This is a genomic window from Enterococcus sp. 6D12_DIV0197 (assembly GCF_002174385.1).
Classification (GTDB): domain Bacteria; phylum Bacillota; class Bacilli; order Lactobacillales; family Enterococcaceae; genus Enterococcus_D; species Enterococcus_D casseliflavus.
In genome coordinates, this window is record NZ_NIBN01000001.1 from 86,304 (window position 1) to 112,487 (window position 26,184).

At 46.1% G+C, this 26,184-nt stretch carries 23 protein-coding genes; 4 read left to right on the forward strand and 19 right to left on the reverse strand.

Features of this window, described 5'->3' with window-relative positions; all coding sequences use genetic code 11:
* Positions 1–6: 6 nt before the first annotated feature.
* Together A5867_RS00355 and pplA are read right to left on the reverse strand one after the other, a co-directional pair.
* Positions 7–1,083, reverse strand: a complete 1,077-nt coding sequence (locus A5867_RS00355; protein ID WP_087626665.1) for an FAD:protein FMN transferase — start codon at positions 1,081–1,083, stop codon at positions 7–9.
* Positions 1,084–1,346: 263 nt separating this feature from the next.
* On the reverse strand, positions 1,347–2,285 hold the full coding sequence (pplA, locus tag A5867_RS00360) for an extracellular electron transfer flavoprotein PplA (protein ID WP_016608361.1): 939 nt from the start codon (positions 2,283–2,285) through the stop codon (positions 1,347–1,349).
* 270 nt (positions 2,286–2,555) lie between these two features.
* Here pplA and A5867_RS00365 point away from each other — a divergent pair, with 270 nt between their 5' ends.
* The 4 genes from A5867_RS00365 to A5867_RS00380 all read left to right on the forward strand — a co-directional run bounded on the left by A5867_RS00365 (position 2,556) and on the right by A5867_RS00380 (position 6,679).
* Positions 2,556–4,496 (forward strand): NAD(P)/FAD-dependent oxidoreductase, encoded by a 1,941-nt coding sequence (locus A5867_RS00365; protein WP_005230327.1) that lies wholly within the window; start codon positions 2,556–2,558, stop codon positions 4,494–4,496.
* Between the two features lie 206 nt (positions 4,497–4,702).
* Positions 4,703–5,110: a NusG domain II-containing protein gene (locus A5867_RS00370; RefSeq protein WP_010748871.1), complete on the forward strand. Its 408-nt coding sequence runs from the start codon at positions 4,703–4,705 to the stop codon at positions 5,108–5,110.
* A gap of 10 nt (positions 5,111–5,120) precedes the next feature.
* A complete protein-coding gene (locus A5867_RS00375; RefSeq protein WP_005232987.1) occupies positions 5,121–5,681 on the forward strand; it encodes a Gx transporter family protein in 561 nt (186 codons plus the stop codon).
* Between the two features lie 11 nt (positions 5,682–5,692).
* Positions 5,693–6,679, forward strand: coding sequence for a polyprenyl synthetase family protein (locus tag A5867_RS00380; RefSeq protein WP_010748870.1), 987 nt, complete (start codon positions 5,693–5,695; stop codon positions 6,677–6,679).
* A gap of 162 nt (positions 6,680–6,841) precedes the next feature.
* Here A5867_RS00380 and gor read toward each other — a convergent pair whose 3' ends face one another.
* From gor to A5867_RS00465, 17 genes are all read right to left on the reverse strand, one after another.
* A complete protein-coding gene (gene gor, locus A5867_RS00385) occupies positions 6,842–8,188 on the reverse strand; it encodes a glutathione-disulfide reductase (RefSeq protein ID WP_087626666.1) in 1,347 nt (448 codons plus the stop codon).
* A gap of 93 nt (positions 8,189–8,281) precedes the next feature.
* Complete coding sequence (locus tag A5867_RS00390) at positions 8,282–9,523, reverse strand: U32 family peptidase (RefSeq protein WP_008381725.1); 1,242 nt, start codon at positions 9,521–9,523, stop codon at positions 8,282–8,284.
* A gap of 13 nt (positions 9,524–9,536) precedes the next feature.
* Entirely contained in the window at positions 9,537–10,457 is a 921-nt protein-coding gene (locus A5867_RS00395) for a peptidase U32 family protein (RefSeq protein ID WP_074934236.1), read from the reverse strand.
* Between the two features lie 269 nt (positions 10,458–10,726).
* Positions 10,727–13,207 (reverse strand): ATP-dependent Clp protease ATP-binding subunit, encoded by a 2,481-nt coding sequence (locus tag A5867_RS00400; protein ID WP_010748867.1) that lies wholly within the window; start codon positions 13,205–13,207, stop codon positions 10,727–10,729.
* Positions 13,208–13,212: 5 nt separating this feature from the next.
* Positions 13,213–13,680 (reverse strand): CtsR family transcriptional regulator, encoded by a 468-nt coding sequence (locus tag A5867_RS00405; protein WP_005230319.1) that lies wholly within the window; start codon positions 13,678–13,680, stop codon positions 13,213–13,215.
* A 229-nt stretch (positions 13,681–13,909) separates the two neighbouring features.
* On the reverse strand, positions 13,910–15,904 hold the full coding sequence (gene pknB / locus A5867_RS00410) for a Stk1 family PASTA domain-containing Ser/Thr kinase (protein ID WP_087626667.1): 1,995 nt from the start codon (positions 15,902–15,904) through the stop codon (positions 13,910–13,912).
* Positions 15,901–16,641 carry a Stp1/IreP family PP2C-type Ser/Thr phosphatase gene (locus A5867_RS00415; protein ID WP_074536310.1) on the reverse strand — a complete coding sequence of 247 codons (741 nt, stop codon included), beginning with the start codon at positions 16,639–16,641 and terminating at the stop codon, positions 15,901–15,903. Before A5867_RS00415 ends, pknB begins: the two co-directional genes overlap by 4 nt.
* Before the next feature lie 14 nt (positions 16,642–16,655).
* Complete coding sequence (gene rsmB, locus A5867_RS00420; RefSeq protein ID WP_015510616.1) at positions 16,656–18,014, reverse strand: 16S rRNA (cytosine(967)-C(5))-methyltransferase RsmB; 1,359 nt, start codon at positions 18,012–18,014, stop codon at positions 16,656–16,658.
* Positions 18,004–18,957 (reverse strand): methionyl-tRNA formyltransferase, encoded by a 954-nt coding sequence (gene fmt, locus A5867_RS00425; RefSeq protein ID WP_010748863.1) that lies wholly within the window; start codon positions 18,955–18,957, stop codon positions 18,004–18,006. Before fmt ends, rsmB begins: the two co-directional genes overlap by 11 nt.
* Positions 18,950–19,441: a peptide deformylase gene (gene def, locus A5867_RS00430; protein ID WP_005230314.1), complete on the reverse strand. Its 492-nt coding sequence runs from the start codon at positions 19,439–19,441 to the stop codon at positions 18,950–18,952. The genes fmt and def overlap by 8 nt, the downstream gene beginning before the upstream one ends.
* 10 nt (positions 19,442–19,451) lie before the next feature.
* Positions 19,452–21,854: a primosomal protein N' gene (gene priA, locus A5867_RS00435; RefSeq protein ID WP_087626668.1), complete on the reverse strand. Its 2,403-nt coding sequence runs from the start codon at positions 21,852–21,854 to the stop codon at positions 19,452–19,454.
* 128 nt (positions 21,855–21,982) lie between these two features.
* A complete protein-coding gene (rpoZ, locus tag A5867_RS00440; protein WP_005232977.1) occupies positions 21,983–22,288 on the reverse strand; it encodes a DNA-directed RNA polymerase subunit omega in 306 nt (101 codons plus the stop codon).
* Positions 22,289–22,293: 5 nt separating this feature from the next.
* A complete protein-coding gene (gmk, locus tag A5867_RS00445; protein ID WP_005230308.1) occupies positions 22,294–22,908 on the reverse strand; it encodes a guanylate kinase in 615 nt (204 codons plus the stop codon).
* Positions 22,909–23,032: 124 nt separating this feature from the next.
* Positions 23,033–23,314 carry a hypothetical protein gene (locus A5867_RS00450; protein WP_005230307.1) on the reverse strand — a complete coding sequence of 94 codons (282 nt, stop codon included), beginning with the start codon at positions 23,312–23,314 and terminating at the stop codon, positions 23,033–23,035.
* A gap of 13 nt (positions 23,315–23,327) precedes the next feature.
* Complete coding sequence (locus tag A5867_RS00455; RefSeq protein WP_010748861.1) at positions 23,328–24,212, reverse strand: YicC/YloC family endoribonuclease; 885 nt, start codon at positions 24,210–24,212, stop codon at positions 23,328–23,330.
* Positions 24,213–24,239: 27 nt separating this feature from the next.
* Positions 24,240–24,455, reverse strand: a complete 216-nt coding sequence (locus A5867_RS00460) for a YdbC family protein (protein WP_005230288.1) — start codon at positions 24,453–24,455, stop codon at positions 24,240–24,242.
* Positions 24,448–26,112 carry a patatin-like phospholipase family protein gene (locus A5867_RS00465; protein WP_087626669.1) on the reverse strand — a complete coding sequence of 555 codons (1,665 nt, stop codon included), beginning with the start codon at positions 26,110–26,112 and terminating at the stop codon, positions 24,448–24,450. Before A5867_RS00465 ends, A5867_RS00460 begins: the two co-directional genes overlap by 8 nt.
* Positions 26,113–26,184: the final 72 nt, after the last annotated feature.

Sequence of the window (26,184 nt, forward strand, 5' to 3'; positions counted from 1 at the left end):
CTCCTCCTATTCTAAATCAGCACGATCACCCATCGTGTAGCCTGATTCCTCTGAAAGCTCAAAGGTATCTTTGATGCCGTCTGTTACGTACACTTTATCTTCTTTTGTGATAAAGATCGCATCGGTTCCCTTTTCGGTATGCTGTTCGATATAAGCCAAGCCTTCTTTGACTCCTTTATCAAACGCCACCGTAGTCAACCCGTCACCATCGATGGATTTGTCAGTGATCACAGTCACACTTGCTACATCGCTATCGTAAGGATAGCCCGTCTCAGAATCAAAAATATGGTGATACGTTTTGCCGTCTACTTCTAAGAAGCGTTCGTAGATCCCTGAAGTAACTACTGTTTTATTGGTTTCTTTGATACTGCCGATAATCGAGCCGCGAGATTTGTTTGGATCTTGGATTCCGACATTCCATGGCTCATCTGCACCGCGGTTGCTATGACCTAACACATAGACATTCCCGCCCAAATCGACGATCGCGGAAGTCACGCCATTGTCCTTCAGTACTTTGACGACTTCATCCGTGATGTAGCCTTTGGCGATCGCCCCAAGGTCAAGGATCATGTCCTTGTCTTTTAAATACACCGTGTGGTCTTCGTCGTTAAACTCGACTTGTTCATAATTGATATGTTTCAACGCTTCATCGATCTCAGATTGTTCTGGCTTGCGGGCATCATCAAAGCCGATTCGCCATAATTGGGTGATCGCACCGATGGCCATATTAAAGCCGCCTTCTGATTTCACACTATAATCATAGGCTTCTTTCAACAAATAATAGATATCATCTGAAACCTTCACTGGCTTGATGCCAGCTTGCGCATTGATTTCATCGATCTCTGACCCTGCTTGGTTGATGGTGATTTTATCGCCTAACTCTCTGATGCGGTCAAAGGCAGGCTTCATAGCGTCCTCTTTGCCTTCATCATAAATGCGAATCCGAGTATACGTACCTAATAAAAATTCTTCTTGAAAATATGGTTCTTCTCGCAGCGTCGTTGCTTCCTGATCACTGCCGCAGGCTGCCAACATTGTGCCTAAAAAAACAAACATCAGAAAAAACGTTACTTTCTTTTTCATGATTTTCCTCTTTTCTATTGTCTTCAACCTTCATATAATAGCCTTTTTTTGGCAGAATGAAAAGGGGCATTCCGTGATTCCTCAACGTATTTTAGGAATCCTTAATCGAACCTTTTCTTCTTTGTAAAAAACAGTTCTTTTTTAAAAAAACTTCCCACCAGATTGCTTCCTTTTGCACGAACTTGCTTTTGTGACCTTGTTGCCCACGAAAAAAAGACAGCACTCAAAACGAATGCTGTCCTCTTCATGGAAAGAAGTTGTGATTATTCAGTAACGAAGTTATCCACTTCGATTGTTGTTTGGTCGCCTTTTTCAGCGGCATTCAACAATTGTTGTGCATAGATAACAAAGCTGTGGAAGCTGTGGGTTGCCCCGGAAACAACATCCATGTCTGCCACAGAGCCGTCTTCGGCATTGACTGCAGAAACAAAGGCTTCATTGAAGTTTGGAATGAACTCTTCTGGACTTGTACCAGATTTTGCTTCCATGTTTTCGTTGTATGATGCATCATCTTTTTTCGACTCGCCTGCTTCGTTTAGGTAGTCGTAGTTTGATTCAGAGATTTTGCCGTCAGCCACAGTCATTGAAAAGACTACACGGTAACCGTTTGAGTAGTTCTTTTCTTCTAATGTATAGGTTCCGTCTTTCAAGTCTGCACCATTGTCGATTTCAATGGTTTCCGTGTTGCCTGCTTGCGCCGCTTGAATCAATTGTTGTGCATAGTTTTGGAAGGAATCAAAGGAATGAGTCGCGCCAGAAACTACTTCGATTGAAGAAGGGCTTTGTGCGGCAACTAACTCTTCATTGAATTTAGGAATAAATTCTTCTGGGCTGATGCCTGCTTTTTCTTTCATTGTTTCATTGTATTCCGTGTTTTCTGTTTTTGATTCGCCATCCGCATTCACATTGTCATATTTTGATTCAACAATTTTGCCGTCTTTGACTGTGATCTCAAATGTGACACGGTAGTCGTTTTTATAGTTCTTTTCTTCTAAACGATACGTACCATCTTGCATTGGCTCGCCTGCAACGACGGTTGCTTCTGAGCTTTCTGTAGTTGCAGAATCGCTTGCAGAAGTTTGTGATGTACTTTCACTAGTTGACGAAGAACCTGTATTGTTGTCGTCTGCTCCGCATCCCCCTAACAATAATGCTGCGAATGAAAATACCGCCATACCTACAATCAATTTCTTTGCTTTCATAATTATCCACCTTTTACTTGTTTATTTTCCCCACAAAAAAGTTTGTGATACATCTAACATTGTAAAGTAAATTTACGAGATGTCAACCGCTTCCTTTCCGCTTTTTCAATAAAAAATGACTTATTTTTTGATTTTCGCAAGTTTTCACGAATTTCAGGAAATATGCGTTTTTTTCATCAGAATCGTTAGACAAATGAACCATTTGTCTATATAATAGGAACGATTGTGTAATTATTATCATAGATTATTTTTATTAAGGAGAGATTTGCAATGGCAAAGAAAAACATTGTCGTTGTCGGTGCCGGTTATGCAGGCGTTTCTGCTACGAAGTACATGGCAAAGAAATTGAAAAAAGACAATGATGTTGAGATAACATTGATCGACCGTCACTCTTATCATACGATGATGACTGAACTGCATGAAGTCGCTGGAGGACGTGTAGAACCTACCGCAATTCAATATGACTTGCAGCGCTTGTTCTCACGCAAGAAAAATGTTCGTTTAGTAACCGATACAGTAACCGGGATCGATAAAGAAAATAAAACCGTCCAAACAAAATTAGGCAGCTATTCATTTGACTACTTGATCTTAGGGATGGGTGGCGAACCGAATGACTTCGGTACACCTGGTGTCAAAGAAAATGGCTTTACTCTATGGTCATTTGACGATGCTGTCCGCATTCGCGAACACATTGAAAAAACTGTCGCAAAAGCAGCGATCGAACCAGATGCAGCATTACGTAAAGCAATGTTGACGTTTGTCGTTTGTGGTTCTGGATTTACTGGGATCGAAATGATCGGTGAACTGATCGATTGGAAAGATCGTTTAGCTTCCGATTATAAATTGGACCCAAGTGAAATCAGCTTGAAAGTCGTTGAAGCAATGCCAACGATCTTAAACATGCTTGATCGTAACGATGCAGCCAAAGCAGAACGTTACTTGAAGAAAAACAATGTTGATCTTGTCTTGAATGCACCAATCGTTGAAGTTGCACCTGACCACATCAAACTAAAAGATGGTTCAACGATCCCAACCCACACATTAATCTGGACTGCCGGCGTCAAAGGAACTAGCGATGCTGCTGATTTCGGTTTAGAAACCGCTCGTGGTTTCCGTCTAGTTGCCAATGAGTACATGGAAGCAAAAGGCTACGAAGACAAAAACATCTATATTATTGGTGACTTGGTTTACTTCGAAGAATTCCCGAACACACCAACACCACAAATCGTGCAAGCAGCTGAACAAACTGGGCACACTGCAGCAACGAATATCGTTTCAGCCATCAAAGGCGGCGAAAAACATAAATTCAAAGGAAACTACCAAGGATTTATGGTTTCCATCGGTGCCAAATGGGGCGTGGCAAACTTATTCAATAAGATTCACCTGAGCGGTTTCTTAGCGATCATTATGAAACATATCGTTAACTTGAAATACTTCTTTGATATTCGTTCTGGTTACTACATGTTCCAATACTTGATGCATGAAATCTTCCACATCAAAGATGACCGGACAGTCGCTCGTGGTCATACGTCTCGTTACGGAAACGTCTTGTGGAGTGTTCCGCTTCGTATTTTCTATGGTCTTGTCTGGTTCGTTGAAGCTTTCAAGAAAATTTTGGGTACGAATGGGGAAGTCTTCAAACCTGGTACATGGTTCGGTGAAGGTTCTTGGTTCCAAGGCAACAGCGTTTTCCCTTGGACTTGGGAATACCAAACAGTCGCTGATGCAGCAAGTGGTGCTAGTGAAGCAGCCGATGCAGCAAGTGCCGCTAGTGGTGCCGGTGAAGCAGCCGATGCAGCGACACAAGCCGCACACTTCGGTTTGAGCTATGCCTACGGTGAGCAACCAATGATCGTGATTGAAAAATCACCTGACTGGTTCACAAAAGTTATGCAATTTATCATGCCAAACAACGACGTTGCCATGTTCTTCCAAAAATTCATGGTCTTCTTTGAAATTGCTTTAGCTCTTGCATTGATGGCTGGTCTCTTCACTTGGTTAGTAAACGCAACGACTATCGTTTTAGTGTTGACTTTCTGTATGTCTGGTATGTTCTACTGGGTAAACATCTGGTTCATTCCAGTTGCATTTGCCTTGATGAACGGTTCAGGACGCGCAGTCGGTTTAGACCGTTGGGTAATCCCATGGTTGCAACGTACCCTTGGAAAATGGTGGTACGGTACCCCTCGCTCCTTATACGGCAATAAATAAGCCAGCAAAATAGAATACCTGTACGACTTCATGAGACTAAGACATTCTGATTTTCAATCAGTGTCTTGGTCTCTTTCCAAGTACAGAACTTTTTCTTGATCGTCCTTGCACAGAAATCGGTGGATTATTGAGGATTCAGCTAGTAGAATCTTGTCTTCTTATGCTAGAATGAGACACATCACATGAAAGAACAGGAGTCTTTTTTGATGAAATTAAAAGAATTTATCCGCGATGCCCATTTAAAACCATGGGATGGCGTCATCATACTTGTTTTGATCCTCAGCTCTTTTTTACCGATTTTTATTTTTGGCCAGACGCAAACAGCGGACAAAGAAGCCGTCTTGCGGGTCGATGGGACAGAAATCAAGCGTTTTGACTTAGTTGAAGGTCAAAAAACGTACACCTATCTTTATGAAGATGAAGATGGCGATACCAATTTACTGGAGATCGAAGGGGATCGGATCCGAATCAAGGAAGCCGATTGCGGCGACCAGATTTGTGTCCGCCGTGGCTGGGCTAGTAAAAATGGGGAAACCATCGTCTGTCTGCCTCATAAATTGGTGATCGAAATCCAAGCCGCAGATGGGAGTGAGACCGACGATCTAATCTATTGATCGTTTGCTTATGAGTCGATTACAACGAATAATTTTCATCTCACTGCTGGTCGCCCAAGGGGTCGTGATTGGTTTAGTTGAAAATATGATCCCTTATCCATTTGCCTTTGCGCCTGGTGCGAAACTAGGTTTGGCAAATTTAATTACCATTATTGCTTTGTTCACCATGCCAAAAAAAGACAGCTTTCTCTTGATTTGGCTAAGACTGATCTTAACGACGTTACTAGGAGGAACGGTTTCGACCTTCTTATATAGTATGAGCGGTTCCTTATTGAGCTACTTTGGGATGTCTTTGGTGAAACAGTTGGGGCCTAAGCGTGTCAGTATCATCGGCATTAGTGCGGCCGGCGGGTTCTTACACAACGTCGGACAGTTGATCACTGCCTCATGGATCGCTCAATCCTGGAGCGTGATGCTCTACTTGCCGGTCCTGTCTTTCTTTGGGATCTTGTCCGGGATCGCTATCGGAATCGCCGCCAACTACTTGCTGCGCCGTGTCGAAACACTGCGCCGTTTTCAAATTGATTATGAACGCCAGACCAAAGTCAAATGGCGCTCGGATTCAGAATAAAGGAGTTAATTATGAAACTTCATTCCATGTGGCAAGAGTATCCAGCACTGCAAGCTGACTTATCTGCCTCCTTGCAATTGATGGAAAAATCATTAAAACTAAAAAACAAAGAGGTCGAACAAGCGATCCTGTCCATGATCCATTCAGGTGGGAAACTGCTGCGTCCTGCTTATCAGCTGCTCTTTTCTGCTTATGGCAGCGACAAAGATCGTGAAAAAGCCGTCGCATTGGCGGCCTCGATCGAAATGCTCCACACTGCCTCGTTGATCCACGACGATATCGTCGATCATGCGGACACCCGCCGCAAGCTGCCAACCATTCGTTCCGAATTTGGCAACGATGTCGCTGTCTATGCTGGTGATTACCTCTTTGTCTGCTGCTTTAAATTGATGGCGGATTATGCCAGCTCCATGAAAAGCTTGCAGATGAATTCCCGTAGTATGGAAAAAATCCTGGCCGGCGAATTAGGACAAATGAGCAAACGATACGATTTGTCCGTCACTGTCGAGGATTACTTAGAAAACATTCGCGGCAAAACCGCTGAGTTGTTTGCTTTAAGCTGCTTCATCGGGGCTTACGAAAGCGGCACCTCCTTGCGCTTTGCCAATCAAGCCCGTGAGATCGGTGAAGCCATTGGCCTTGCCTTTCAAATCATGGATGACGTCTTAGATTACAGCCAAGATGCGGCTGCTTTAGGAAAACCAGTATTGGAAGATGTTCGGCAAGGCGTCTATTCCCTGCCGCTGTTGATGGCATTGAAAAGTGACCGCCAACAGCTGCTCCCATTGCTGGAAAAACAAGACGCCATGACGGACACCGACACCCACGAAGTCTATCGGATCGTCCAAGAAAGTGCTGGGATCGAGGAAGCCAAGAAACTCGCAGCCGACTATACGAAAAAAGCTTTGCAGGCGATCCAGAAATTACCTGAGACCAAAGATGAAACCAAAACGTATCTTTACCAGATCACTGCTCAGATCCTAGGGCGTCAGAACTGATCAAGGATCTAGCAAAAGCCTAGCAGCTGGAATCATACTGAAATAAGTCCCCAAGGTTAGATTTTTGATCTACCTTTGGGGGCTTTTTAGTTGATAGCTAGAATTTTATACGCAAAAAAGCCTCAACGGACAAATCATCTGTCCGTTGAAGCTTTTTTTCTTTTAACGCATCGTCACAAATTCTTCTGACCCTGTCGGATGAATGGCAACGGTTTGATCAAAGTCTGTTTTTGTAGCACCCATTTTGATGGCTACAGCGAAGCCTTGCAGCATTTCATCGACACCGATCCCGATGCCGTGCAGACCGATGATTTTTTCTTCTTTTCCTAAGCACACCAATTTCATCTCACATTTTTGGCGATACTCATTTAACGCAAAGTACATCGGTGTAAAGCGCGAGCGATACACCTTTATCTGCTCTTGGCCGTATTTTGTCAAGGCTGCTTCTTCGGATAAACCAATCGTGGCAATCGGTGGATGAGTAAAGATGACCGTCGGTACTAAGTGATAATCCAAGTACGCATCGCTTTGACCGTTGAACAAGCGCTCAGACAAGCGACGACCGGCGGCGATCGCAACCGGGGTCAAATCCAATTTTCCGATGACATCCCCCACCGCAAAAATCGAGTCAGTTGTGGTATTTTGATATTTGTCCACAATGATAAACCCTTTTTCATCCAATTGGACATCGGTGTTTTCCAGACCTAACTTATCCGTATTCGGCACGCGACCACCAGCAAAAAGGACGCAATCGCCGGTCAAGGTTTCGCCATTTTCAAAGTGAACGATATACTCGTCACCTTCTTTAATGATACGAGAGGCCACGTAGCCTGCATAAGTTTCGATTCCTGATTCTTGGTACATCTCCACGAGGTTATCCGCAAGCATCTTGTCAAAGGTTCGTAATGGCCGCTCTTTGCGGTACGCCCAAGCCACTTGGCTGCCCAGCTGTTGGCTGACACCGCTGATTTCGGCTGCGATGTAGCCTGCCCCTAAGACGACCATACGCTTTGGTGCTTCTCGCAACGCAAAAAAACCATTCGAGTCAATGGCGTACTCACCGCCGGGAATATTCATCGCGCTAGGTTTTCCACCGGTGGCAATCAAAATATTTGCTGCATGGTAGTTTTCCCCATTGACGGTAACCGTGTGGTTATCCACAAACTGTGCATAACCGTGGATAACTTCTACATTGTTACTGTCTAAGCCTTTTTGATAGGCTGTGTGTAAAAAATCAATGTATTTTTCACGGTTATCCACAAGCTCAGTAAAATCAAATTTATCCACATGTGGATAAATGCCGTAGCTAGTTGCATCCCGTTTGATCATTTCTAACATCTCACTAGCTTGCCACATGACTTTTTTCGGTACACAACCGACATTGACACAGGTGCCGCCTAATTCATTGACTTCGATCAATAATACTTTGGCGCCGTGCATCCCTGCCCGATTGGCTGAGGCGATTCCGCCGCTGCCGCCACCAATTACTATGTAGTCGTATGTTTCCATATTTGTTGTTTCCTCCTTAAGATTGTCTATGTTCTCATCGATCCTTTTTGGCTGGATTGATTCAACAAAAAAAGCCGAGAGAAACTCTCGACCTTATTTTTTCTTCCGAATCATGTCTCCGACTTCCACCGGTTCTTTGACCGGCATCGTCAACAGCATCATAGGATTTGGTGCACGATCGATGGATTCACCGTCTTCATTATACATGACTTCGACGGTTTGGTGAAAGTGATGGAATCCGGGACCGTAAAATTCGATTTCATCGCCAACGGAAAAGTGGTTCCGTTGCCGAATCGTAGCTGTTTTTGTTGCCGGATCATACGCCATGACTTCCCCAATAAATTTGTATTGCGGAATTTTCCGACGCGGACCAAACAACTGCTCATTTTCACTTGGGGTATCGTAGTAAAAGCCTGAGGCAAGCTCTCGCTGCGCAACTTTCCACAGTTCATCGATCCATTCTTGTTTGCAGACATAGTTCTCTGGATCGGCCATGTAACTGTCCACGGCTGCTTTATAAACGTTCGCCACGGTCGAAACATAGTGGATCGATTTCATGCGGCCTTCGATTTTGAAACTATCCACGCCGTTTTCAATCAAATCAGGGATATGTTCGATCATCGACATATCCACAGCACTCATGGAAAACTCTTCTTCCACTGTCCCGTTTTTAGTCAAACTGTTTCGTTCCGTTGCAAAGGGCATGTCAAACAGATCATATTTCCAGCGGCAAGATTGCGAACAGCCGCCGCGATTGGCGTCTCGCATCGACATATGATTGGACAAAGTACAACGGCCAGAATAAGAAATACACATGGCGCCATGAATAAAGGCTTCGATCTCCACGCTAGTATTTTTGCGGATCTCAGCGACTTCCTCCATGGACACTTCTCGGGCGAGAACGACCCGTTCTAGACCTTCTTCCCGCCAAAATTCCAATGTTTCATAGTTCGTGGCACTAGCTTGGGTGGACAAATGGATCGGTAGACCTGGCGCTTCTGTTGCGCAGATCTGGATCAAAGCGGGATCAGAAACGATCACTGCCGAAATACCGACATCTCGCAATTCCCGAAAGAATTCCCCTGCACCTTCTTGATTGCCCTCATGGGTCACCATGTTGGCTGCTACATAGACTTTTGCGTTGTGGGCTTTGGCAAAAGCCACCCCTTCCGCCATTTCTTCATAGGTAAAGTTTCCCGCGCGACTCCGTAGACCATAGGCATTGCCGCCGATATAGACAGCGTCAGCGCCATAGTGGATCGCTGTTTTTAATTTTTCTAACGTACCAGCTGGTGCTAACACTTCTGGTCGTTTCAATGCTTGTTTAACGGTCATTTGTTCTTGCTCCTTACTTGATATCGTCAGGATCGATGGCATAAAATCCAGTGTCCAACCCACGTTCTGCTGGATGAAGTTGGGCAACTTGTTCACTGAGCACAGTTGCTTGCTCTGCTTGCCACTTCCCACTTTCCACAAGGCTCTTGGCTTGGGCAAACAGCTTAGCAATTGCCACAAAGGCAGCCCCTCGTGTATAGATTCCGTCCAGCTTCCAGGTTTGAAAGCCTGTTGCGGCTAATTCCCCCAGCTGCAGCATCAGATTGATGTCGTTATTGGCAAAAATGTGCGTGCCGTGGCTATCTTCATAAATGGAATAGTGAGTTTCTTCTTTTTTCGGTTCAGATAAAAACAACCCACGGTCGTGGTTCTTTTCTTCCGATTGTTGGGTATAGTTATAATAATTTTGTAAAAGCGGACGCTTCGATTGGTGAATGCAGGTCGCACCATAAACCAATACTTCCACAGGAATATTTAGTTGTGGTGCCATGATTTTCATTTCCTCGAAAGGAACTTCTCGTGCTAAAACGGCTGCCTTTGCTCCTTTTTGTCCCCAAAAATTGATTTGACGAGCGCTCGTTACTAAGGTTTCCCCTGCATAAATAAATGGCACGGCACATTCTGGATTTTGCTTCATGCGGTAAATGATCCCAGGATCTCCGAGAGCGATTTGATCGGCTTGATTGGTCTTCAGAAATGCTAGGTATTCTGGAATCCGCTTCATTTTTTCTGGATGCATGATGCCATTGACTGCGATCGTCACTTTCTTTCCAGCTTCGTGGGCCATGTCGATCAGTCTGATTTGCTCTTCACGAGAAAAAGAGGCCGGTAGGCGCAGCCCGAATGTCTCTTCTCCAAAAAACAATGTATCAACATAAGGGATGAGCTGCTGTGCTTGCTCGATCGATTCCACCGTGGCGATAATCTCAACCATAATACTCCTCCTTTTTTCAACTCATTCATAGTATCACACAGCAGGGTTCTTTCCAAGAGGTCTCGTTACTCTTTTTTTCACGAATATCGCTTTTTCCGTTAATCAACCGTTGTCATAAAGCTATTTAGAAGGATATTTTTTTGTGAATCATCAATCATAATTAATAGAGATCACTTGATCACTACTAGACATAGCAAGACAAAAAAGCGACGTTTCTATGGGTGCCGATTACTCGACCATAGAAACGCCGCTGCCGTTATTGGCTCGACTTAAACTTGTTGCAAGACCCGTGCTTGTCCCTCTTTGACATTGAGAGTGATCGATCCTTTGGAAGCACCAATCGTCACTTTGTCACCTAAATGAATTTGTCCTGATAGGAGTGCTTCACTTAAACGGTCTTCGACTTCTTTTTGCAATGCTCGACGAATCGGCCGTGCCCCATATTCTGGATCAAAACCAGCTTTACCGATCACATCGATGGCAGATGGCGTGATCTTCAATTGGATGTCTTGGTTGCTTAACCGTTTGATGATCGCTTTGCTCATAATCTTCACGATTTCGTGGATCTCCCCTTCACCTAAGGATTGGAAGACCACTGTTTCATCCACACGGTTCAAGAACTCTGGACGGAAGGCTTTTTTCAGCTCTTCTAAGATCCGTTTTTGCATCGCTTGGTGATCTTTCGTTAAATCAGTGACATTGAATCCAACGCTTTTTTCTTCGCGGATTTGTTGGGCACCGATATTAGAGGTCATGATCAAAATCGTGTTGCGGAAATCGACCTTCCGACCTTTGGCATCCGTCAAATGACCATCATCTAGCACTTGCAAGAGGATATTGAAGACATCGGGATGGGCTTTTTCCACCTCGTCCAATAAGATGACGGAGTAAGGTTTTGAACGGATTTTTTCCGTCAATTGCCCACCTTCATCATAGCCGACATAGCCTGGCGGTGAACCGATCAAACGGCTCGTGCTGTATTTTTCCATAAATTCGGACATATCGACACGAACCAAGGCATCTTCACTACCAAACATCGCTTCCGCTAAGGCTTTAGCAAGCTCGGTTTTCCCGACACCAGTCGGGCCTAAGAACATGAAGGAACCAATTGGACGGTTGGGGTCTTTCAACCCACTGCGGGCGCGACGGATTGAACGAGCGACTGCTTTGACCGCTTCTTCTTGGCCAACTACCCGTTGATGCAAGATCTTTTCAAGATCCAACAAGCGTTCGCTTTCTTTTTTCTCCATCTGTTGCAAAGGTACACCAGTCCATTGGGAAACGACCGTAGCAACATCTTCTGCAGTAACACTATCGGCATAGCCTGACGCTTCTTTGACTTCCATAAACGCCACTTCCGTCAGTTGTTGGGTCAATTTCTTTTCCTTGATCCGCAGACGAGCTGCTGCTTCAAAATCTTGCTGGCGAATGGCTGCTTCTTTTTCTTCGATCAAGTTAGCGATCTCGTTTTGTAGATCTGCCAATTCCGAACTTTCATCGGTTTTGTCTAGACGCACTTTGGCTGCTGATTCATCCATCAAATCGATGGCTTTATCTGGTAATTGGCGCGAATTGATGTAACGTACGGACAATTGCACAGCGGCGTGTAACGCATCATCAGAAATTTCCACCCCATGATGTTCTTCATAACGAGGACGCAAGCCCCGTAAAATTTCTTCCGCTTCTTCTGGTGTTGGTTCGTCGACTTGCACTCGGGCAAAACGGCGTTCTAACGCAGAATCTTTTTCAATGTATTTTTGGTACTCATCTAATGTCGTGGCACCGATAGTTTGCAATTCTCCACGGGCTAAGGCTGGTTTCAGGATATTCGAGGCATCAATCGCCCCTTCGGCTCCGCCGGCCCCAATCAGTGTATGCAATTCATCAATGAATAAGATGATTTGACCATCTTGATAGATCTCATCGATGATTTTTTTCATTCGGTCCTCAAATTCTCCACGGTATTTCGTTCCAGCAACTAAAGCCCCCATGTCCAGCATCATCAAACGTTTGTTTTGCATGTCTTCTGGGACTTCCCCATTGATGATTTTTTGGGCTAAGCCTTCGGCGATCGCGGTTTTCCCAACACCAGGTTCCCCAACGAGAACAGGGTTGTTTTTGGTCCGACGGCTAAGGATCTGGATCAGCCGTTTGACTTCTTTGGCACGACCGACAACAGGATCTAGCCGTTTTTCACGGGCTAATTTGGTCAAATCACGGGCTAAGGAATCCAAGGTCGGTGTTCCTTGCTGCGCTTTGGCTTGGGCTGGACGACGACGACCAGCACTTCCGTTGGTTTTGCTTTCATTGAAGCCCATTTTTTTCTTCAAAAGCTGACGCATTTTCGCGAGACTCAAGCCGAGATTCAGCATGATTCGTGAAGCCAAAATGTCTTCGTCTCTTAATAAGCCTAATAATAGATGTTCGGTACCGATCTGTGGTGCCCCTAAACGCTTGGCTTCATCCCCTGCATAAGCAAATGTATGTTTTGCTCGTGGTGAATACGCGAGATAGGCGTTTTCTGGGTATTGACGAACGGTGCCGTACCCTGTTAAATGTTCGATTTCTTCACGAATATCGTTTTCTGTGATATTCATTTCCCGTAACGTTTTGCCAGCGATCCCGTTTTGTTCAATGACCAGTGCCAATAGAATATGTTCAGAACCTACCGCTTGGTGCTTAAAGTATTTTGCTTCTTCTTGGGCGATAGCCAAAACGGCTTTCGCGCGTTGGGTGAATAATTCATCCATCTCTTTCACTTCCTGTCTTCGTAACTTAATCGTTCTAGAATTGCATGGAGCAAATCTGCTCGTGTTCTATTTTCATAAGGAGAACGTCCTAGAACTGCTTTCGCGATGACGGTCAACAATAAATTGCCTTCTCGCTTGGACAGGATTCCTTCCTCATAAAGTTTCTGGATTATTGCATACGCATCTTTTTCCGAGATGGTTTCATCGAATAGTTGATTCATTTCTTTTAAATAGTGGTGGCTGTCAGTAATTTTGACTTTCTCGATCCGAATATAGCCGCCCCCGCCGCGTTTACTTTCAACCGCATAGCCTCTTTGAACGGTAAAGCGGGTATTGATCACGTAATTTATTTGTGAGGGCACGCAGTTGAACAAATTTGCCATTTCTGCGCGACGAATCTCAATGGTTTCACTGTCTTCAAGAATTTTCTTCAAATATGCTTCAATCAAATCGGAAGTGTTGTGATGACTCAATTCATTCCCTCCCTTGACTAATTCTGACCTTCATTATACCCAATTTTTGAATCCTTGGAAAGATGTACGCTTGCACAAAAGGAAGGTCTAAAGGAAATTTTAAAGACACTTATCCCTCGCTTCAGCTTTTTTAGCTACAAAAAGAAACAAGCAACTCATCGGGGAACAAAAAGAAAATTCTTTGGTCCCCGAAGGCTGCTTGGTTAAAATATTGGGTTTTAGCTAGTTTCTAATCACTTTCGGAACTGCTTTCGCTCGTAGCCGTTGAATCCGAGGAGTCATCTGAACTACTGCTTTGGGTAGTTGAAGAAGAATCTTGCTCTGGTCCTCTTGAGATCGTTAACGTTACTTGCGAACCGGCAACGACTGAAGAACCTTCCTCAGGTGATACGGAGATCACTTGACCTTCAGGAACACTATCATCGTATTCGCGGTTAGTATTCGGTGTTAATCCTGCACGACGGACTGCTGCTTCGGCTTCTGATTGCGTAAGTCCGATCACAGTCGGCACATTTGTCATTTGAGGACCACTACTAATGAATAGCGTGATTGCAGTTTTTGATGTTACGACAGCCTCGCCACTATTAGGCGTTTGCCCAACAACTGTGCCCTCCGGTTCATCACTCGTCTGAGGCGTGCTAATGATCCGCGCTACATCGACTCCTCGAGAGGTCAATTCTGCACGAGCCTCTGCCTCCGTTAGTCCAATAAGGTTGAGCATTTCAAAGGTATCTGGTCCCGAACTAACTTTAAAGGTAATTTCACCATCAACTGGCGAAATCTCACGTCCAGCCGCAGGTGACTGACTAATGATGTCCCCTTCACTGACATCATCAGATTCTTCTAATTCTGATTTGATATTGTCTTCATCAAAGCCTAGATCAATCAGTTCTTCCTTCACCTCTTCGAAGGAACGACCTTCATAATCATCAAGAGTGATTTTCTTGGCTCCGCTGCTGATATAAAGAGTCACGACGGAATTCTTTTTGACTTCATTGCCTTCTGGCGGATCGGTCTTGACGACATTGCCTGCTTCGACTTCATCGTCTTCAATTTCTTCTACCTCGTCTGCCACTTGCAAACCAGCAGCTTCCAGCTCGGCACGGGCAGCTGCTTCTGTCTGGCCACTGACTTCAGGAATTGCCACATCTCCCCGACCACCGCCGAATAGGAAGTAACTGCCTATGCCTAGCAGTGCGATCACCATAATGATGGGCAGCAGCAGCCACCGTTTGCGTTTTTTCTTTTTCGGCTGCGCTGGTTCTTCAGCTTGATCCGCAACCTTATCTTCTACGGGTTCTTCTACTGGCGGCGTTTCGACTTGGGCTGCTTCCAAAGGAGTCAGCACTCTCGTTTCATCCATCAGGGCATGAGGTTCCCATCTCGGTTCATTGAGTCGGTCAGGAGACAACACGGTATCAAGGTCCGCTCGCATTTCATCGGCAGTTTTGTACCGATCCGCCGGTTCTTTGGCGGTCGCCTTCAATACGACGTTTTCCAGCGATTGCGGAACATTTTTGTCATAGATCCGAATCGAAGGGATCTCATCTTGGAAATGTTTCAAGGCGATCGTTACGGCTGATTCGCCATCAAAGGGTACTTTGCCCGTTAAAATTTCATAGAGGATAATCCCAATCGCATAAATATCTGATTGATTGGTCGCCATACTGCCTCGTGCTTGTTCTGGTGAAAGATAATGCACCGAGCCTAGCATCGAGTTGGTTTGGGTGATCGATGTTTCTGATAAGGCGATCGCGATCCCAAAATCGGTGATTTTCACCACGCCGTCTTCATTGATCAGCACATTCTGGGGCTTTAGGTCCCGGTGAATGATGCGGTGCTGATGGGCCAATGCCACCGCTGATAAAATTTGTTGGATGATATCAACGATCTGCAAATAAGGTACGGGATAGTGCGTTTGGATATAGCGCTTGAGATCCATCCCTTTGACATATTCCATCACCAAAAACTGCATGCCGTCTTCTTCGCCGACATCATAAACGGTTACGATGTTTGGATGAACCAGCTCAGTCGCCGCCAAGGCTTCTCGTTGAAAGCGCCGAATCGCACTTTGGTCGTTTTGGAAGTCAAAACGAAGCACTTTGATTGCCACTTCACGGTCTAAGATTAAGTCATGCGCCAAAAACACATTTGCCATTCCGCCGCTGCCGATATTGCCGATGATTTTGTATCGGCCGTTTATCTTCTTCCCAATTTCGATCATGGGCGCTCTCCTCCAACTTTAATCAATAATACCGTGATATTGTCGACACCGCCGCGTTCGTTGGCTTGATCGATCAATGATTGCACTGCTTCTTCCAGCACAGGGTTTTCTTGGATCGTTGCTGTGATCTCTTCATCTGAGACCATGTTGGTCAATCCATCTGAACACAGCAGCAAATAATCCCCGTCTGCAATAAAGTGGATCGCCACATCGACTTCGACTTCGCTTGGCATACCGATCGAGCGGGTCAAAACGTTTTTGCGAGGATGATTCAAGGCCATTTCTGCCGTGATTTGTCCCGACTTCACCAATTCATTGACCAGTGAATGGTCCTCTGTGATTTGAGTCAGCACTTGATTGCGTAAAAGATAGGCACGGCTGTCCCCGACATTGGCGATCGTAAACTGGTCGCCTAATAAGGCCACAGCAATGATCGTGGTGCCCATGCCGCTAAGTTCTTCTTGTTCTTGTCCTTTTTGGAAAATCACTTGGCTTTCCGCTTGGATTTTTTGGATCAGCCATTGGGCAGTTTTTTCACTGTCTGTCAGCTCTGTCTGTTCCCAAGCGGTGCCGATCTCACTGACTGCTTGACGGCTAGCGACATCTCCGGCCCGGTGGCCCCCCATGCCATCGGCAAGCAAGGCCAATGTCACATTGGCTTTATTTACATAGGTTGCTGCAAAATCTTGGTTTGTGTTGCGACGTTTGCCGACATCTGTTTGAAAACGAATCTCCAATTTCTTTCACCTCGTTACTTTTTGCGTAGACAACTGATAAAAAAGCCATCTGTCATAAAATCTTGCGGATAGATCGTCAACATATCCTCTTGAACCGCTTCGGCTGCCAGCGGTCCTACCGCAAGAGGCATTTGCTCAAATTCAGGATGGTCAGCGAGAAACGCTGCCACGACTTGTTGATTTTCTTCCGCTAGAATCGTGCATGTGCTGTAGACCATTATACCCGATTTTTTCAGGGTTGGGGCGGCACTTTCCAAAATCTCTCGCTGAATCTGCGGCAAGCGTTGGAAATCGGCTTCCGTCTTGCTGTATTTGATGTCCGGCTTACGGCGCATCAACCCTAATCCAGAACAAGGGGCATCCACTAAGATGCGATCAAATTGTTCGGGTGCAAAGGTTTGAGCCGTCTCCCGCGCATCCATCACGCGGGTCTCCACAACTGCTTCGACGCCTAAACGTTGGGCATTTTGCTGAATCAGCTTAACCTTATGGGCATGGATATCCAGTGCTGTCACTTTGCCGCCCTCTGCGGCAGACAAGAAGGCAGCGATATGGGTCGTTTTGCCTCCTGGTGCTGCGCAGGCATCCAGTACTTGATGGTCTCGGGCTACTTGTAAAACGGGGGCAACCAGCATCGAACTTTCATCTTGGATCGTCAGTAAACCTTCTTTGTAGAGAGACGAGCCCGCCATAAAGCCTTTGTCAGCCACAACCCCATAGGGGGAAAGCTCACTTGGTCGTGCGTCGATGCCTTCTTCTTGTAGCCGTTCGATCGCTGCTGCTTGCGAGATGCGCTGCAGATCGATACGACCACTGGCATGATTGGGTTCAAATAGGGCATAGCCCAGCTCACTGGTTTCTTCGATCCCAATTTGTTTGACTAGTTTCTTCGTTAGCCACAGGGGCAAACTGATTTCCGTTGCTAAACGTTCCATTGGGTCTTTGATCAATGCCAAGTCTGGCACTCCTTGTCGTTGGATCGTGCGCAGGACGCCATTGACGAATTTTCCAGTTCCCGGATTGCCTTTGGCTTTCGCAATATCCACGGCTTCATGAATGATGGCATGGGCGGGTACTTTATCGAGATACAGCATCTGATACAAGGAAAGCCGCAGCAGCGTTTTGACCCACGGGTCGACTTTGCGGGCATTTTTAATAAAGCGATCCAAATAATAATCCAATAAAAGCTGACGACTGATGGTGCCGTACACCAATTCAGTCAGTAAGCGACCGTCTTTGTCATTTAAACGCCCTTGATTCATCAATTCCCGCAACAGTAGATTGGAATAAGCACCGCCTTTTTCGATTCGCAACAACGCTTCTAGTGCCACAAAGCGCACTGTATATTGTATGTCTCCAAGATTACGCTTCATAGGTACCTACCTGATCCCCTTTTTGAATCTGTTGTCCACTGCCGTTTAAGAATGCAGCAATGTCTTGTCGGCCTTTTCCAGCTGGCTGCAATTCATCGATAGCCAATACCGTGCCTTCCCCACAAGCGATCAGCAACGTTTTTTTCGTCCGTTCAATGATCGTTCCTGGCTGGGCTGTCGTCGTTTGCTCCAGCGGTGTTACTTGCCAAAGTTTCCAGCGGTTGCCATTTTGTGTCGTAAAGGCGATCGGCCATGGTCGCATGCCTCGGACTTGGGCATCGATTTGCACCGCCGTTTTCTGCCAGTCGATGGCTTCTTGTTCACGGCTGATATTTGGTGAAAAGGTGACTTTTGCTTCTTCTTGCGGGACAGGCTGCAGCTCTCCCGACAAGATTTTCGGCACAGTTTCCAGCAGCAAGTCTTTGCCTAATAGGCTCAACTTATCAAACATCGTCCCCACATCATCTTGGGCCGTGATCGGCAAACGAGCTTGAGCAAAAATACCGCCAGCATCCATTTTTTTGATCATTTCCATGATGGTTACACCCGTTTCTTGCTCCCCTTCCATAATGGCATAATGCACAGGTGCTCCGCCACGGTATTTCGGCAGTAGGGACGCATGAACGTTGATAGCGCCATGCTTTGGTACTTCTAGTAACGCACTAGGTAAAAATTGGCCGAAAGCTGCCGTGATCAGCAGATCAGGTGCTAAAGCTTGAATCTGCTCCATTTCTGGTGACCCACTGATTTTTTCTGGTTGTAAAACCAACAAGCCATGCTTCATCGCCGCTTCTTTAACGGGGGTCGGAGTGATGGTTTTTTTGCGACCGACGGGACGATCCGGCTGGGTCACCACTGCTGCCACTTCATAGCCAGCTTCAAGCAAGCCTTCTAAAATTGGGACGGAAAACGCCGGGGTACCCATAAAGACGATTTTAGTCATTTTCATGTTCCTCCATATACTTTTCTAAGTCTTCTTCAGGAATGCGTTCGACGAGCTTGTCGACAAACAGCACGCCATTTAAATGATCGATCTCATGCTGCATCGCACGCGCCAAGTAGCCGAATGCTTCCACTTCCATTTCCTCTCCTTCTCGGTCGAAATAGCGGACAGTGATCTCGTCTGCTCGTTTGACGGTCCCAAAGGTGTGGGGAATACTCAAGCAGCCTTCCACATCAAGGGATTCACCAGAAGAAGCGATGATCTCAGGGTTGATCATTTCAAAGCGGTCGTCTTCTTCGACTTCCACGATCGCCACTTGCAGGTTTTTGCCGACTTGCGGTGCGGCAATACCGATCCCGTCGTGGGCGACCATCGTTTCATAAAGGTCGTCTAGTAGCTGAACGAGCTCATCGGTAATTACTTTGACGGGTTTTGCTTGCCGACGAAGACGTTCATCGGGGGTGATAATAATAGGATAACGCATATTTTCTCCTCTAAATAAAATTCAACGGCTCTTGGTCAATCGACACGTACAATCCTTTGCGCTGATCGATTTGACTTTGATCCAACAGACGGGTCAACAAAGCAGGTAGCTGCGGTTCATTTTTGTATTTAATGATCAATTGGTAGTAATAACGGTTTTTCACCCGTAAAATCGCACTGGGTGCCGGACCCAACAAAATACTTTGTGGTGACAGCTCCTGCTGCAGATCCCGCGCGATCGCAAACATCTTCTGAGCTGCGACTTGCTCTTCGGGATGACTGCAGGTGATTTTGACGGTGAAATAATACGGTGGATAGCCGCTTTGGTGCCGCATCCACATCTCTTTTTGATAGAAATCTTCGTAATCTTGCGACTGCGCCAATTGGATAGCGTAGTGCTCAGGGTTGAATGTTTGAATCACCACTTCGCCGGTTTTTTCTGCCCGACCTGCCCGACCACTGACCTGAGTCAACAGCTGGAACGTCCGTTCACTCGAACGAAAATCTGGCAAATTCAAGGCGGTATCGGCATTCAAGACCCCTACCAGTGTGATATCAGGGAAATCCAAGCCTTTGGCGATCATTTGAGTCCCTAACAAAATATCCGCTTTTTTCTCCCCAAACAAGGTCAAGATTTTTTCATGGGCGCCTTTTTTGCGGGTGGTATCGACATCCATCCGTAAGACCCGCGCTTCGGGAAACAGTTCCTTCAACTCTTCTTCCACTTTTTGCGTGCCCGTTCCGTAATACCGAATCTTGTCTGCATTGCAGTTGGGGCAACGATGGGGGATGTGTTCTTCATGTCCGCAATAATGACAGCGCATCGTTTTGGTATCCATATGCAGCGTCAAGGAGATGTCGCAATTTGGGCAAGGCAAAACATACCCACAATCGCGGCACATCACGAAGGAAGAGTAGCCGCGCCGATTCAGCAGCAAGACGATCTGTTCTTTGCGGGCCAAGCGGTCTGTAATTTTTTCCTGTAACGGACGAGAAAAGGTTTGATACTTTTTATTGGCAAATTCGGTACGCATATCCACGACTTCGATCTGCGGTAATTGCGCACTGGTTTTTGCCCGTTGATTCAATTTCAATAAGCGGTAGACTTCTTTTTGCGCCCGAGCACGAGATTCCAATGACGGCGTCGCACTGCCTAACACCACTGGACAGTGATGGTACTGGCTGCGCCAAATCGCTAAATCTCTCGCATGGTAACGAGGGGCTTCATCTTGCTTGTAGGAGGCTTCGTGCTCCTCATCGACGATGATGACCCCGATGTTTTTCAACGGAGCAAAAATCGCCGAGCGGGCGCCAACCACCACCTGCGCCTCCCCACGTTCGATCTTACGCCATTCATCGTATTTTTCACCTTGGGACAAGCCGCTGTGTAAAACAGCCACTGCGTCGCCGAGACGGCTTTTAAAGCGTTCGACCATTTGCGGGGTCAACGCGATCTCTGGCACGAGCATGATCGCGGTTTTGCCTTGTTTCAGCAATTGGGCGATCGCTTGCAGATAGACTTCTGTTTTTCCACTACCGGTGATCCCTTCCAGTAAAAAAGTCTGTGCCTCTTGGTTATCCGCACAAGCAGTGATTTGCGCTACTGCAGCTGCCTGTTCTTCATTTAATTCAAGCGGGACCGTTTTTTGAAATTGACGGTCTTTGTAAGGATCACGGTAGGCTTCAACTTCCGTAAAGGTCAGCCAACCAGCTTCTTGCGCTTGGTTCAAAGCCGCGGTGGAAATCCCTTGTTCGGTAAAAAAGGAAACCGGCAAGCGGGCTTCCTCTGTCAAAATCTGTAAGATTTCCAGCTTGCGTTTGGCCCCTTTGCGCAGCTGTTGCTGGACGGCGGGGATTTCTGCTGGATCGATCTTGCGTTCAATGTAACGGGTCATTTTCGCTTTGTTTTTATTTTTCACGAGATACTGCAATTCAACTACTGCGGCTTCCCGCAAAGGCTTCAACTGCGGCAACAGCCCTGCACTTTCGGCGTCTTGCCAGCTGAGGATGCCGTTTTCGGGAAAATATTCTTTGATGGGATGATTTCCTTCCAGCAAAACGATCTGCTTTTGGTACTCGGCTTTCATCACACTAGGCAGCATCGTCTGCAAGCAAGTGATCTTAAAGGCAAAGGTCGTTTCCTTCATGTAGTCGGCTAATTGGAGAAGTTCTTCATTGACGACAGGCGACAAATCCAACAAACGAACGATTGGTTTTAAGGTCTGCTGCGGTTCGGCAACTTCTGAAAGGCCGACGACGAACCCCTGGATATGGCGGTCGCCCTTGCCAAATGGCACTTCGACTCGCATCCCTGTCTCAATGGCGGCTTGTAATTCTGATGGGATCAGATAGGTAAAAGGCTGATCGGTCTGCATCGTGGGAACATCCACGATCACTTCTGCTATGTACGCCATTTCTTCTCCTCCTTTTAGGTTCTATTTTACTAAATGGGTGGGGGTTTGTCTGTACCCCTTACAAAAATTTAACCATCATCATTCAAAAGAAAAAGCCAGAACACAGGCGTGCTCTAGCTTGCTTTTGTCTATAGCTTTTGTTCGTCGCGGATACGCGCTTCTAATTCTTTTTGTTCTTGGTCTTTTTGCGCTTTGCGCTCTTCTTGTTCCATTTTCAAGCGGGCGCGCTTGATTTCTGGATGCGGATCATTAACGACTAATTCCGCTTCGATTTCTTCAAGTGCTTGACCCACGCTTTTCACTGAATCAAAGTTTTCTAGTGTTGCTTGCGCACCGGCGTCAAGTTCATGCGCCCGTTTGCTTGCTAAGATCACTAATGAATATTTTGAATTGACACGATCCAACAAAGAATCGATTGAAGGTTTTAACATCATATTTCTTACAGCTCCTCTAACATTTTGATATAGGTTCCGATCACTCGGTCAACGCGAAAATGTTCACTCGAAATAATTTCGCGAATTCGTTGGACTGCCTTAGGTACTTCATCATTGACAACGGCATAATCATATAAAGCCATCATTTCGATTTCTTCACGGGCGACACGCATCCGTTCATCGATCACTTCGGCAGAGTCGGTTCCTCTTCCTGTAATACGAGAGCGTAATTCTGCCAGATCAGGTGGCGTCAGAAAAATAAACACACCATCGGGAACTTTGTCTTTTACTTGTTTTGCCCCTTGCACTTCGATCTCTAAAAACACATCTTTTCCTTGATCCAGTGTCTGTTGGACATAAGATAATGGGGTTCCATAATAATTGCCGACATATTCGGCGTATTCCAGCATTTCACCGGCTTCGATCAAGGCTTCAAATTCTTCACGCGTGCGGAAATAGTAATCGACCCCTTCCACTTCCCCCTCGCGTTTTTGACGAGTGGTCATTGAAACGGAATATTGAAAATCGTTGTCGTCACTCTCAAAAATTGCTTTGCGCACGGTCCCTTTCCCTACTCCGGAAGGTCCTGATAAAACTATAAGTAATCCTCGCTCTGACATAATGACGTCCTTTCACTGACATTTGCTTAACGTCTATTTTGCACTTTTTTTCAGCAACTTTCAAGAACTACTTTATTATAATGGGAATTTCATGAAATTGCTAGTCTACACTTCGGCCGCGTTCTTAAAAGCCCATGTTGCTTAAAGTATTGATGACCCCTGCCAATTCGTCTTTAGCGGTGATCGCTTTTTCAGTAGGATCCGTCACTTCTTGGCAATCGATACGTACGATGTACCGCCGATTTAAAGAAACAGCTACGCCATCAACTAATAGATGGAGAAAATCTGGCTCGATGGCTACGCAAGCATCTTCCCACGCAGAGAAATTCTCTTTGTCAGAAGGAATACTGCGCTTGATGACATTTTTTCCGCTTAGTTCGTGAAAGGTGATATCGTAATATTTCATTGGTTCATTCCTCCTACTCGATGTTTTGAACTTGTTCTCTGATTTTTTCAATGATCGTCTTCATTTGGACGACACTGTTTTTGATTTGGATCGGACTTGATTTTGAGCCAATCGTATTGACTTCTCGGTTCATCTCTTGGATCAAGAAATCCAGCTCTCGACCTATCGGTGTCTCAGCTGCCAGCAGCTCCGTCATCGTCGTTAAATGGATACTTAAACGATCCAGTTCTTCGTGGATATCGCCGCGTTCTAATAAAATCGCCAACTCTGTCAGTAAACGATCGCGATCGACTTCTTCCCCTAAATAAGCAGTCAGTTTCTTTTCAAAGCGTTCTTGGTAGTCCGCCTCATAGAGGGCCACGAATTGTTTGAGTTCTGTCAGCTTTTCCTGCAGCTGTCGCTGGTTTTCTTGCAAGATCTGCAGAATACCTTGCCCTTCCACCCAGCGGCTTTGATCGATCGCTGCCAGCGCTTGATCTAATGCTTCCATCACGCCATCGGCCAAGGTGCTTTCTTCTGGCTCTTGATCAGAGATCGTTAGAAAGGCCTCATGGAGCAGGAATTGTTCCAGCAATGCTGCTTTTGGCAGCTCTGCTAGGTCAAAACGGTCTTTGGCTTCGGTATCGATCTCCTGCATGAAACGTTCCAGCAAGTCCCATTGGATCTCGATCTGTTTCGTATTTGTGGTTTTTTCTTTTAACGTCACATACAATTCGATTCGTCCTCGCTGGAGGGTCTGCTTGATCGACTGCCGTAAAGCACCTTCTAGAGGATTCAATTGTTTGGGCATTCGCAGCTGCAGGTCCAAAAAGCGCTGATTGACACTTTTGATCTCAATTTCGATCTGCACATCTGGCGTTTCTGCACTGCCTTTGCCAAAACCAGTCATACTTTTCATTTGATCACTCCTCACCGTTTTGCTTTCTTACATGGAAAGCAGGGCTTTTTTAAGTTCTGCAAATTCTTCATTGGATAAGGTCACGCCTTTGCCCATCTTCTCGTGCTCTGGGCCCCAATCTCTCAGATCAAATTTTGGCGGGCGCCCATTCCAGCTCACCAAATTCAATTCTTTGCGCCAGCCTCTTTGATTTTCCGAAAGCACGGCGATCTCTTCAACGATTTCATACGAAAATTTATCCATTTTCTGCTCCTTTCAAAAGATAGTGACTATACGCTGCCATTAAAGCAGTCAGTGGGTAACGCCGACGAATCTGCTGAAGGGCGGGCAGATTCAATTGCTGCGTCCGATAAAAAAAGAAAAAGCGGTTTTGCTCGGACAAGACAAAAAAACGGTCGCGATAATAGCTCAGCCACTCGGTGATCGACCAGGCATCGGCTTCTTCCACTGCCTTTAGCGCAATTTTTTCAGCTAAAGCCGTTAGAATCGTTTCCTGCTCATAAATCACTGTAGGCGCTAGATACAATACTTTCGCGGTACACTCTATCAGTATACGCCCCCACTGCTCAAATGGCACATCCTGTTGATAGAATTTACGCATTTTTTTCCAAAATTCTTTTTTCTTTAGTTCCTGATAAAGCAGCGGGTCTGTCTGGCGCAGCTCTTTCAAAAAGCCCCGCCATAACGGCTGAAAATCAACCGTCCTTTCAAAGGTATACCAATGGCCTTGGTATTTGCCGAACACTTTCAAGGTTTCCAAATAGCCTAAGGTCATATTATCCAGCGAACGCTGGGCATCAAAAACCAAAAAGCTGCCTAAGGACCAAGGAGACCCCAACGAAAGCTGCGCAGTTTCTTCCGTCACAATCGTCCTTTTATTGATGCCAGGTCCTTGGACATCCACGGTGATACATTCCGTTGCCCCTTGCTGGACAGCGACATCGATGGGCAGGTTGTTGCGATAGCCGCCATCGATGTAATAAGCGTCGTTAATTTTTTGCGCCTGCATCGCTGGATAAAATGAAGCGGATGCCAACAGCCAATGCAGGTTTTCCTCTACTGCGGATGGATCAAAGGCATAAACCGTCTCCTTGAAATCGGGCAGACGAGTCGTACAGATCAGCAAACGACAAGCAGTTTGGCTGAATTTTTCTTGATCAAAGGTCTTTTGCAAAAGCTTTGCCAACGGTTCGGTACTGGCACCGTTGCTTTTGACCGCTTCGCGGACCAGCGAATTGGCTTGATTCATCAAATCTCGCAGTGTTTGGGCACGTACCGAAGCAAGCGGATAGTGCAATACTTGCTCGTTAGAGATATTTGCCCATAAATCGACGGCCGCTTCCACATCGTTCATTAAAATCAAGGCGCCATTCAAGGCACCGACGGAAGTTCCCGTGATCCATTCAAAGGTGATGCCTCGTTCTTGCAGCGCTTGCCAAACACCGATTTGATACGCCCCGTGGGCACCGCCACCGCCTAAAACCAGCGCCGTCTGATAAGCTAGCGCTTTTTGATACCCTTGAGGGACCAACTGATACCCTTGCTGGATAAACCACTCAGCCAAGGGGGGCCGATGAGGAAGTTGCCACAAGACAGCTGCTACAAAACGACTGCGAGCAAAGCTTTCTGTCACGGCTAGCAGTTGTTTCCAAGTAAAATCGGCGGCTGCTTCCACCAGCAGATTGGTGATAGTCAGTGTCTTTTGGTCAAAATCAAACTGCCCAGCAAGGTAAAAACGTCCGTAACGGCTGTCGATCTGCCAGCCCTGCTGCGCTATATCGGCTAGAAAGGCTCGTCGCGCTTTTGAATGCGACTCAAAAAAGGAAAAGACGAGTCGGCTTTCTTGAAATCCTGCCCTTTGTGCAAGAAAATCGATCGAAGTCAGTTTTTTCACTTTCATCAAGACGCCTCCTCAAGCAAAAAAGAATAGACGAATGACACGCCAGCTGCCGTACCACTCGAGCTATTCTTT

What these genes read in the sequence shown, in the direction of transcription:
- A5867_RS00355 (WP_087626665.1), bottom strand. Translation starts at nt 1,083, where the DNA reads ATGAAAAAGAAAGTAACGTTTTTTCTGATGTTTGTTTTTTTAGGCACA.
- pplA (WP_016608361.1), bottom strand. Translation starts at nt 2,285, where the DNA reads ATGAAAGCAAAGAAATTGATTGTAGGTATGGCGGTATTTTCATTCGCA.
- A5867_RS00365 (WP_005230327.1), top strand. Translation starts at nt 2,556, where the DNA reads ATGGCAAAGAAAAACATTGTCGTTGTCGGTGCCGGTTATGCAGGCGTT.
- A5867_RS00370 (WP_010748871.1), top strand. Translation starts at nt 4,703, where the DNA reads ATGAAATTAAAAGAATTTATCCGCGATGCCCATTTAAAACCATGGGAT.
- A5867_RS00375 (WP_005232987.1), top strand. Translation starts at nt 5,121, where the DNA reads ATGAGTCGATTACAACGAATAATTTTCATCTCACTGCTGGTCGCCCAA.
- A5867_RS00380 (WP_010748870.1), top strand. Translation starts at nt 5,693, where the DNA reads ATGAAACTTCATTCCATGTGGCAAGAGTATCCAGCACTGCAAGCTGAC.
- gor (WP_087626666.1), bottom strand. Translation starts at nt 8,188, where the DNA reads ATGGAAACATACGACTACATAGTAATTGGTGGCGGCAGCGGCGGAATC.
- A5867_RS00390 (WP_008381725.1), bottom strand. Translation starts at nt 9,523, where the DNA reads ATGACCGTTAAACAAGCATTGAAACGACCAGAAGTGTTAGCACCAGCT.
- A5867_RS00395 (WP_074934236.1), bottom strand. Translation starts at nt 10,457, where the DNA reads ATGGTTGAGATTATCGCCACGGTGGAATCGATCGAGCAAGCACAGCAG.
- A5867_RS00400 (WP_010748867.1), bottom strand. Translation starts at nt 13,207, where the DNA reads ATGGATGAATTATTCACCCAACGCGCGAAAGCCGTTTTGGCTATCGCC.
- pknB (WP_087626667.1), bottom strand. Translation starts at nt 15,904, where the DNA reads ATGATCGAAATTGGGAAGAAGATAAACGGCCGATACAAAATCATCGGC.
- rsmB (WP_015510616.1), bottom strand. Translation starts at nt 18,014, where the DNA reads ATGAAGCGTAATCTTGGAGACATACAATATACAGTGCGCTTTGTGGCA.
- fmt (WP_010748863.1), bottom strand. Translation starts at nt 18,957, where the DNA reads ATGACTAAAATCGTCTTTATGGGTACCCCGGCGTTTTCCGTCCCAATT.
- def (WP_005230314.1), bottom strand. Translation starts at nt 19,441, where the DNA reads ATGCGTTATCCTATTATTATCACCCCCGATGAACGTCTTCGTCGGCAA.
- priA (WP_087626668.1), bottom strand. Translation starts at nt 21,854, where the DNA reads ATGGCGTACATAGCAGAAGTGATCGTGGATGTTCCCACGATGCAGACC.
- rpoZ (WP_005232977.1), bottom strand. Translation starts at nt 22,288, where the DNA reads ATGATGTTAAAACCTTCAATCGATTCTTTGTTGGATCGTGTCAATTCA.
- gmk (WP_005230308.1), bottom strand. Translation starts at nt 22,908, where the DNA reads ATGTCAGAGCGAGGATTACTTATAGTTTTATCAGGACCTTCCGGAGTA.
- A5867_RS00450 (WP_005230307.1), bottom strand. Translation starts at nt 23,314, where the DNA reads ATGAAATATTACGATATCACCTTTCACGAACTAAGCGGAAAAAATGTC.
- A5867_RS00455 (WP_010748861.1), bottom strand. Translation starts at nt 24,212, where the DNA reads ATGAAAAGTATGACTGGTTTTGGCAAAGGCAGTGCAGAAACGCCAGAT.
- A5867_RS00460 (WP_005230288.1), bottom strand. Translation starts at nt 24,455, where the DNA reads ATGGATAAATTTTCGTATGAAATCGTTGAAGAGATCGCCGTGCTTTCG.
- A5867_RS00465 (WP_087626669.1), bottom strand. Translation starts at nt 26,112, where the DNA reads ATGAAAGTGAAAAAACTGACTTCGATCGATTTTCTTGCACAAAGGGCA.